At 43.6% G+C, this 7,815-nt stretch carries 8 protein-coding genes; 6 read left to right on the top strand and 2 right to left on the bottom strand.

Annotated features, from left to right (window positions below; genetic code table 11):
* The coding region (locus tag ADH92_RS11305) for a hypothetical protein (RefSeq protein ID WP_338322203.1) at positions 1–220 on the top strand (220 nt) is incomplete at its 5' end.
* Here ADH92_RS11305 and ADH92_RS03125 read toward each other — a convergent pair.
* On the bottom strand, positions 187–2,445 hold the full coding sequence (locus tag ADH92_RS03125) for an ATP-dependent Clp protease ATP-binding subunit (protein WP_049497034.1): 2,259 nt from the start codon (positions 2,443–2,445) through the stop codon (positions 187–189). The genes ADH92_RS11305 and ADH92_RS03125 overlap by 34 nt on opposite strands.
* 248 nt (positions 2,446–2,693) lie before the next feature.
* Here ADH92_RS03125 and ADH92_RS03130 point away from each other — a divergent pair, with 248 nt between their 5' ends.
* The 5 genes from ADH92_RS03130 to ADH92_RS03150 all read left to right on the top strand — a co-directional run bounded on the left by ADH92_RS03130 (position 2,694) and on the right by ADH92_RS03150 (position 7,123).
* On the top strand, positions 2,694–2,924 hold the full coding sequence (locus tag ADH92_RS03130; protein WP_049497037.1) for a DUF1797 family protein: 231 nt from the start codon (positions 2,694–2,696) through the stop codon (positions 2,922–2,924).
* A gap of 165 nt (positions 2,925–3,089) precedes the next feature.
* Positions 3,090–3,944 (top strand): bifunctional methylenetetrahydrofolate dehydrogenase/methenyltetrahydrofolate cyclohydrolase, encoded by an 855-nt coding sequence (locus tag ADH92_RS03135; protein ID WP_049497040.1) that lies wholly within the window; start codon positions 3,090–3,092, stop codon positions 3,942–3,944.
* Positions 3,945–3,957: 13 nt separating this feature from the next.
* Positions 3,958–4,731: an HAD-IIB family hydrolase gene (locus ADH92_RS03140; protein ID WP_049497041.1), complete on the top strand. Its 774-nt coding sequence runs from the start codon at positions 3,958–3,960 to the stop codon at positions 4,729–4,731.
* A 52-nt stretch (positions 4,732–4,783) separates the two neighbouring features.
* Positions 4,784–5,659 (top strand): NAD(P)H-hydrate dehydratase, encoded by an 876-nt coding sequence (locus tag ADH92_RS03145; protein WP_049497044.1) that lies wholly within the window; start codon positions 4,784–4,786, stop codon positions 5,657–5,659.
* Between the two features lie 9 nt (positions 5,660–5,668).
* Positions 5,669–7,123: a glycoside hydrolase family 32 protein gene (locus tag ADH92_RS03150; protein ID WP_049497046.1), complete on the top strand. Its 1,455-nt coding sequence runs from the start codon at positions 5,669–5,671 to the stop codon at positions 7,121–7,123.
* 161 nt (positions 7,124–7,284) lie between these two features.
* On the opposite strand, the gene tnpA is transcribed toward ADH92_RS03150, so the two are convergent.
* Complete coding sequence (gene tnpA / locus ADH92_RS03155) at positions 7,285–7,749, bottom strand: IS200/IS605 family transposase (protein ID WP_049497049.1); 465 nt, start codon at positions 7,747–7,749, stop codon at positions 7,285–7,287.
* Positions 7,750–7,815: the final 66 nt, after the last annotated feature.

The following is a 7,815-nucleotide window of genomic DNA, read 5'->3' on the forward strand; positions in this document are numbered from 1 at the left end:
GGACAAAAGTCCTAGCCTCTCAATTATTTTTGGATTGTCGAGCAAGACGCAGTGGTTGAGTGGACTCTACTACGCTGATTTCATCAGCTTTTACAGCCCTACTCAACTGTGCGGAGGTGGGACGACGAAATCGAATTCTAATGAATTACCGATTTCTGTCCCACTCTCTGAATGTACATTTACTTATTATGATTCTGAAGCCTGTTCTACTGGCTTGTGAGCAGCCTTGATAGATATCTTCCCATTGCTGGTCATGACTGCTTTGAGTTGTTTCTCACTTGGATGTTCCAGGTAATAATCGGTAATAGCATCTTCGATATGGTCTTGGATGGTACGACGGAGTGGGCGGGCCCCCATTTTTGGATCGTATCCCAGATCGACCAATTTTTCTTTGACCTTCTCTGTCACATCCAGATGAATCTCATTTTGTGCGAGACGTTGATTGACTTCATCGAGCATGAGGGTAACGATTTGAAGAAGGTTTTCTTTTGATAGAGGTTGGAATTCAATGATGCCATCAAAACGGTTCATGAATTCAGGGCTAAAGAAGTTACCGAGTTCTCCAAGTACAGAGTTGGTTCGACCTTCGCGAGCAGCTCCAAAACCAACATTGGCCTCAGCTTTGCCGGTTCCAGCATTAGAGGTCATGATGATAATGGTATCTTTAAAGCTGACGGTACGGCCTTGACCATCTGTCAAACGGCCATCATCCAAGACTTGCAAAAACATGTGCATGACGTCTGGATGGGCTTTTTCCACTTCATCCAACAACACGAGAGAGTATGGATTGCGACGGACCTTTTCCGTTAGTTGTCCAGCTTCATCGTAGCCAACATAGCCCGGAGGAGCTCCGACTAGTTTCGCTACGCTATGTTTTTCCATGTATTCGCTCATGTCAAAGCGGATCATATTGTCTGCAGAGCCAAAGAGCTCGATCGCCAATTGTTTAGACAACTCGGTCTTCCCGACACCGGTAGGTCCGACAAAGAGGAAGCTTCCGATCGGACGGTTAGGTGATCCTAGGCCAACACGATTGCGTCGAATGGCTTTCGCAATTTTATCAACAGCATCATCTTGACCGATCACATGGGCTTTCAAATCAGAAGCCAGATTGATCAATTGAGATTGTTCTTTTTCTTTCAAATCACCAACAGGAATATTGGTCTTTTGTTCAACGATGTGTTCAATCGTTTTTTCGCTGATGACAGGGGTCTCCTGATCAGTGACATGTTGACCTTGCATTTCCTTGTATTTCGCGATTTGGTCACGGAAGTAGGCTGCTTTTTCAAAGTCTTCTTCGCGGGTTGCTTGAGCTTTGAGGTTTTCCGCTTCAATCAAGCGCTGGTCGATCACTTTTGGATCCACAAAGTTTAGGGTCAGGTTCATCTTAGACCCCGCTTCATCCAACAAATCAATGGCCTTGTCTGGCAGGAAGCGATCTTGGATGTAGCGGTTTGACAGAATAGCTGCCGCTTCGATGGCCCCGTCTGTATAGTGGACGTGGTGGTAGTCTTCGTATTTTTTCTGGATGCCCTTGAGGATGGTGATGGTTTCTTCAACCGTTGGCTCATCGACCTTAACGGGCTGCATGCGACGTTCCAAGGCCGCATCTTTTTCAATAATACGGTATTCATTGAGGGTAGTAGCACCGACTAATTGGAGTTCTCCTCGCGCCAGGGCTGGTTTGAGGATGTTTCCAGCGTCCATATTGCCCTCACCAGCTGATCCTGCACCAACAATTTCATGGATTTCGTCGATGAACAGAATAACATCTTCGCGTTGACGAATTTCATCCATTAATTTTTGCATGCGTTCTTCGAATTGACCACGGATGCCTGTGCCCTGAACGAGGCTGACGACGTCTAGGCGGATGACTTCTTTTCCTTGCAATTTATGTGGAACGTCGCCATCGACGATTTTTTGAGCCAGGCCTTCCACAACAGCAGTCTTTCCGACCCCAGGTTCTCCAATCAGAACCGGATTGTTCTTGGTTCGACGGTTGAGAATTTCGATGACACGGATAATCTCCTCGTCACGGCCAATGACAGGGTCAATATCCCCTTTGCGGGCAATTTCTGTGACATTGATGCCGAACTCTTCTAACAGTCCTTTTGGCTTTTGAGGGCGTGCTTGACGAGGGTCTTGACCACCACCACGGTTATTGTTTTGGCCGTAGCCGCCACCTCCATAACTGCCTCCAGATTGAGTTGGAGGAGTTTGAGGTTCTTGCGGACTTTGGAAGTTTCCAAGGTTATTGAAGAAATCTTCAAAAGGATCTCCAGTGAGTTGGCTCCGTTGGGTCATGCCTTTCAAGAAGCTGTTATTTGGGTCTGTTTTCATAATTTTATAGCAATTTTGACAGAGGTCTACTTGCTGCTGACGTCCATTTACATTTGTATATAAATGGATGGTTGATTCATTTATTTTACAATTTTGACAAAGCATATACATACCTCACAGTAGGTTTTTGATGGTTTTCCATCAAGAGACGAGCCTATTTTTAAAAGGTCAAAAATAGTCAAAGTTTTATAGTTTCATTATATCAGTATTCTAGAAGTTTGCAAGAATTTGCTACGGAATGTCACTAAGGAGTGAAGAAGAGAGTAAATCAATGGAAAAATGTGAATTTTTATTGGAAGAGCTTTCTCTTTTATGATAAAATAGGAGAGTAGAAAGTAAAGAGGAGAAATAAAATGGAATCACATTTAGTACGGATTATTAACCGTTTGGAGACGATGACAAAAGACGGTGGAAACTTAAAACGTAATTTTGAACGTAACGGTGTTGTTGTCGCTGAAGTAGCCTACAACCACAATGAAGAAGAAGGTTCAACCTTTACACTTCGTGATGTCAAAGCGCGTGAAACCTATACATTTGATAGCATTGATTTAATTGCAATGGAAATTTATGAATTACTTTACTAAGTAGCTGAGTGGATGAGTTTGGGGTGGTCTCAAGCTCATTTTTTGTCCATCTGGTTATAGTTTTCGTCTATAGGAAATTCTAAATAGGAACAGTTAGGTTTGAGAGTTGAAATCTGCTATAATAGAGAGGACTATTTTCATTACTTGACTAGAAAGAGAATTGATATGACGACACTCATTGATGGGAAGGCGCTCGCTACAAAATTACAGGGTGAGATTGCGAATAAAACAGCACGATTAAAAGAAGAGACAGGAGTTGTGCCTGGACTCGTTGTGATTTTAGTAGGAGAGAATCCAGCTAGTCAGGTTTATGTCCGTAATAAAGAACGTTCTGCTATTGCGGCAGGCTTTCGGAGTGAAGTGAGACGACTTCCTGAAAGCATCAGCCAAGCTGAATTATTAGAAGTGATCGAACACTACAATCAAGATCCCCTTTGGCATGGGATTTTGGTGCAGTTGCCACTGCCTAAGCATATCGATGCGGATGCAGTCCTTTTAGCCATTGATCCGACAAAAGATGTGGATGGCTTTCATCCATTGAATATGGGACGCTTGTGGGCTGGAAATCCTCTCATGGTGCCTTCAACTCCCGCTGGGATCATGGAGATGTTCAAAGAGTACGGGATTGATCTAGAAGGGAAGCGAGCAGTCGTGATTGGTCGTTCCAATATCGTTGGAAAACCAATGGCACAGTTGCTCCTCGCCAAAAATGCGACGGTAACCTTGACCCATTCTCGGACCCATCATCTGCCTAAAATTGCTAGAAGAGCAGATATCTTGGTTGTTGCGATCGGTCGTGCGAAATTTGTAACAGCAGACTTCGTGAAAGAAGGTGCCGTTGTCATTGACGTCGGAATGAATCGCGATGAGAATGGCAAATTGTGTGGGGATGTCGATTTTGAATCCGTTGCCCCTTTGGCCAGTCATATTACTCCGGTACCAGGAGGGGTTGGTCCTATGACCGTCACCATGCTGATGGAGCAGACCTACGAAGCAGCTGTTCGTGCCTTAAAAAAATGAAAGTGTGAACAAGATGAAGTTTGTATTTGATTTAGATGGAACCCTGTCATTCGATGGTGTCACAATCGATGATGAAATCAAACAGGTCTTATTGAGAGCAGAAGAATTTGGCCATGAAGTTGCCTTTGCTTCTGCACGTTCTTACCGGGACTGCTTGGGCCTTTTAGGGGACCCATTGAGTCAACAACTCGTGATTGGTTTAAATGGTGGATTGGCCTATCGCCAGGGGCAATTGGTATATGAGGAACAATTGGACAAGGATGTGTATCGGGAAGTCCTTGGCTTTTGTCGCCATTACAATCTACCATTTTTTGTGGATGATACCTTTGATTATAGCGGACAGATTTTGGAAAAGATTCCTTTTGTTGCTAATGTAGATCCCCTCAAGAAAGCCCAGTATCGTTCGTTAGAGGAGCTGACAGATCCGATTAAGGTCGTGATCTATATGGGTGGCCATGAGGAGCTCGTGGATGAGATCATCGAGCGGATCGAAACGACAGATAAGGCCCATATCCGCTATCATGCGCATGAAAAATGCATCTATCTTAATCCAGGAGACACTCATAAAGCAACAACCGTAGAAGAACTCTGTGGAGAGAATTTCGTGGCTTTTGGCAATGATCAAAATGATATTGAGCTCTTTGAAAATGCTCTTTATGCAGTTCAAATTGGTGATTTTCCAGCCCTTCGGCCTTATGCGGATGATCAATTGGTAGCCAAACAAAATCAACCACAAGCTGTGGCTGCTAAGATCTTGCAAGTCTTCGCAGAATTCAGAGGAAAATAAAAGAAGGAGGGGGAGTCGTGGCTTCTCCTTTTTCGCTAGAAATGAGGAAGGTATGAAAACAATTCAAAAAGATGAGATTCAGCGTGTCATTGTGAAGCGAGAGGCAAGATCTTATAAGGGCGATTTTGGTCGCCTGCTCTTGGTTGGCGGGACTTACCCCTATGGGGGAGCTATTATTATGGCGGCGTTTGCTGCGGTTCATAGTGGTGCGGGGTTGGTCACTATCGCAACAGATCCTGATAATCTGACAGCCCTTCATAGCCATCTTCCTGAAGCTATGGGCTTTGATCTAGCCGATCACCAACTCCTTTGTGAGCAAATTCAAAAAGCCGGTGTGATTCTTGTCGGTCCAGGCTTAAAGGAAGCAAGAGAAAACCATGCAATCTTGAATATGATTTTTGAACAAGTCTCTAGCCAGCAGGTCTTGATCTTAGATGGAGGAGCTATTAGTCTTTTTGCAGCCTCTCAGTTTGACCTGCCAGAGGCTCAGTTGGTCTTTACCCCTCATCAAAAAGAATGGGAAAAACTGTCAGGGATTGATCTAGCAAGCCAGACTGAAGATAGAAGCCGAGAAGCGGTTCAAAGTTTTCCTAAAGGAACTGTCATTGTAGAAAAAGGGCCTCACACCCGCATTTGGACAAGTGGGCAAGAAGAGGGCTATCAGCTAGATGTTGGAGGCCCCTATCAAGCAACAGGTGGGATGGGGGATACCTTGGCAGGGATGATCGCAGGGTTTGCGGGTCAATTTCCACAGGTCAGTCTCTATGAGCGCGTGGTGGTTGCGACCTATCTCCATTCAGCCATTGCAGAAGACTTGAGCAAGGAGGCTTATGTGGTTCTACCGACGACCATCAGCCAAGAAATCCCCAAATGGATGAAGAAGTGGAGTGACAAAGATCAGGTTATCAGCATTGAAAATAGAAAATAGGTGAAAAAGATGAAGGAAAGCATTCGAAAAGTAAATCAGTATATCGATGAAAACAGGGAGAAGGTTGACCAGCAATATAGAGGAGCATTTCATTTGCTACCTCCAATCGGCTGGATGAACGATCCAAATGGTTTTGTTTACTTCCGTGGGGAATATCATTTGTTTTACCAATTCTATCCCTATGATAGTGTTTGGGGTCCCATGCATTGGGGGCATGCCAAATCAAAAGATCTTCTCCATTGGGAAGAATTGCCAGTAGCTTTAGCACCAAGTGAAAGCTATGATAAGGATGGCTGCTTCTCGGGTAGTGCTATTGTGAAAGATGACAAGCTCTATTTGCTGTATACGGGTCATGTAGACGATGAGGAAAAGCGCGAGGAGACTCAGTGTCTTGCGGTTTCGACAGATGGCATTACCTTTGAAAAGTTGCCTACTAATCCAGTGATCCATGCTCAACATATTGAGGGGATCGCAGATATTGCAGATTTTCGTGATCCTAAAGTATTTGAATATCAAGGAAGCTATTACGCTGTCGTTGCTTCTAAGACGCCAGATGACAGAGGTCAAATTCTTCTATTTGCATCAAGTAATCTAATAGATTGGACCTTTACATCACTCCTTCTAGAAGGTGAAAAAGGGCAAGGGATTATGTGGGAGTGTCCCGATTTCTTCCCTTTAGATGGCAAATGGGTCTTGATCCTGTCTCCCATTGAAATGGAAAGGCAGCAAGAAAAATACTGGAACATAAATTCGACGGTTGCCTTTATCGGTGACATGAATTGGGAAACAGGGCACTTTCATGTCGATTCCTATGATGAAATGGATGGCGGTTTGGATTTCTATGCCCCTCAAACTTGTCAAGGACCAAATGGTGAACGATACCTGGTTGCCTGGATGCAAATGTGGCACCGGTCTATCCCCAGTCATGATTTAGCTCATGGGTGGGCAGGTAGTATGACTCTTCCAAGAAAATTGTCTCTGAAAGACGGACGATTGGTTCAGGAGTTACCTGAGTCAGTGAAAGAACACTTTCTTGTAGAGCATGCGTCAGAAACCATTGTTCAGGGCAATCAGATCACGATCCCAGCGAGAGGGAAACAAACCTTGTTTGAACTTGATGCCAAACCGGGTTGCTCCTTTATCTTAGGTTATGGCGATGAAACTGATCCTGATAGTGTCTTGCGATTGATTTACGACGCCTCTCAAAAACGTTTTAGCTTCAGTCGAGACCAATTTGGGCACCCCATTTCTGGAAAAGAAAATCCAGCATTTCAATCGAGATGGATTCAGTTGGATGCTGAAAAAGATCATCATTTTTCGATCATTCGCGATACCAACTCCATCGAAGTATTCGTGGATGGCAAAACTCTCTCGATGACTTTTTATGAAACGAGTCAAAATCCCGTCTATACTCTCACGGCAGATGAAGGGGTCGATTGGGTCGTAAAAACCTATCAAAAATAGAAAATCAATAGCCTCCTAAATCATGACCACCCGTCAAACGGGTGGTTTGTACCAGGGCTATAAGCCCAGATAACTAGCCAGCGCCTAAAGACGCTGGCTTTCACTTTGTTCAAGCCTTATTGCATTTGACTCGTCACAGACCTCTCAAAGAGGTATACGTACTACTTGCTACTATCCCTAAAGGGATCTTCATATTCTTTTACACTCAACTTATCTAAAGCAATATCTTTTCGCTCTTGTTCCTGAATGTATTTCTTTATTGTGGCTTCATTGAGGCCAACTGTACTTACATAATATCCCTCTGCCCAAAAATGTCGATTTCCAAACTTATATTTCAGATTTGCGTGTTTATCGAACATCATTAGAGCACTTTTACCTTTTAAATATCCCATGAAGCTTGCAACACTAATTCTAGGTGGAATGCTTACCAACATATGAACATGATCTGGCATTAAATGGCCTTCGATAATCTCAACACCTTTATAACTACATAATCTATGGAATATTTCTCCCAAACTACTTCGATATTGATTATAGATCACTTTTCGTCTATACTTAGGGGTGAACACAATGTGATATTTACACATCCATTTTGTGTGTGATAAACTATGTGATTTTTGAGCCATATTTTTCTCCTTTCGCTTTACAATTGGCTTGAACACCTTAATTGTATCGCGTTTGGAGTTTTTTTG

Origin of the sequence: Streptococcus parasanguinis, assembly GCF_001073155.1 — a bacterium.
Lineage (GTDB): Bacteria > Bacillota > Bacilli > Lactobacillales > Streptococcaceae > Streptococcus > Streptococcus parasanguinis_D.

Bases quoted from the DNA above. Each gene is read 5' to 3' on its own strand.
- ADH92_RS03125 (WP_049497034.1), bottom strand. From the start codon at position 2,445: ATGCTTTGTCAAAATTGTAAAATAAATGAATCAACCATCCATTTATAT.
- ADH92_RS03130 (WP_049497037.1), top strand. From the start codon at position 2,694: ATGGAATCACATTTAGTACGGATTATTAACCGTTTGGAGACGATGACA.
- ADH92_RS03135 (WP_049497040.1), top strand. From the start codon at position 3,090: ATGACGACACTCATTGATGGGAAGGCGCTCGCTACAAAATTACAGGGT.
- ADH92_RS03140 (WP_049497041.1), top strand. From the start codon at position 3,958: ATGAAGTTTGTATTTGATTTAGATGGAACCCTGTCATTCGATGGTGTC.
- ADH92_RS03145 (WP_049497044.1), top strand. From the start codon at position 4,784: ATGAAAACAATTCAAAAAGATGAGATTCAGCGTGTCATTGTGAAGCGA.
- ADH92_RS03150 (WP_049497046.1), top strand. From the start codon at position 5,669: ATGAAGGAAAGCATTCGAAAAGTAAATCAGTATATCGATGAAAACAGG.
- tnpA (WP_049497049.1), bottom strand. From the start codon at position 7,749: ATGGCTCAAAAATCACATAGTTTATCACACACAAAATGGATGTGTAAA.